The sequence below is a fragment of the Mesorhizobium sp. M7A.F.Ca.US.006.04.2.1 genome (assembly GCF_004022915.1).
Classification (GTDB): Bacteria; Pseudomonadota; Alphaproteobacteria; order Rhizobiales; family Rhizobiaceae; genus Mesorhizobium; species Mesorhizobium ciceri.
Genome location: NZ_RZQA01001495.1, coordinates 1 through 735 on the forward strand (window position 1 = coordinate 1; position 735 = coordinate 735).

General features: G+C 62.6%; 1 protein-coding gene. It reads right to left on the minus strand.

The features are described from left to right. On the minus strand, positions 1-735 hold a 735-nt coding region (locus EN925_RS38295), incomplete at both ends, for a M23 family metallopeptidase (RefSeq protein WP_164894797.1).

The following is a 735-nucleotide window of genomic DNA, read 5'->3' on the forward strand; positions in this document are numbered from 1 at the left end:
ACTGTGGCCAGTCAACAACAGAAAGGTCAAGCGGCAGCGCGTCTTCCAGATTCTGGGGCGGGACGCGCGGCGTAAGCGTCATCGGCGATCCGGTCGCTTCCGCCTTGTCAAAATCCTCGGTGGTCTCGCCGACCGCGGTGATGGTAAAGCTGTCGAACACATAGGGGAGGCCGTCCGAGGCCAACGGAGAAGCGCTGTCCATCACATGCAGGTGCAAATGCGGCGCTTGACTGTTCCCGGTATTGCCGACTTCGCCAATCTGATCGCCGCGCTGCACCTTGTCTCCGAGCTTCACCTTAACGCTCCCCGGCCGCATGTGGGCGTAGTTGACGAACAAGCCCGAGCCGATGTCGAGCACGACGAAGTTTCCGTCGGCCTCGTCAATCGGCAAGTTGGCGGGCAGCGCACCGGGCACTTGGTCCTGCAAGTCGTCGCGCGTCCCGACCACGGTGCCGTCGGCAACGGCAAGGAGAGGCTTGCCATAGATGTGGTAGTTCGCAGGAACCTTAAGGTCGCCCACGACCAGCGTGTTGTTGTCGTCGATTTGCTCCCAGTCGATAGCGAAACGCTGGGCAAGGTAGAACTTGCCGTCGAGCGACAGCAGGGCGCGGACATGGCGGATGGAATCGCAGCAGCCGTCAGCCGCGACATAACCCTTGCCGCGCAAAGGCGGCCCAAGCGCCACCGGTGCCTTCGCAACGACGGCACCCTCGCCAATCGTCACCGTCATGTCGG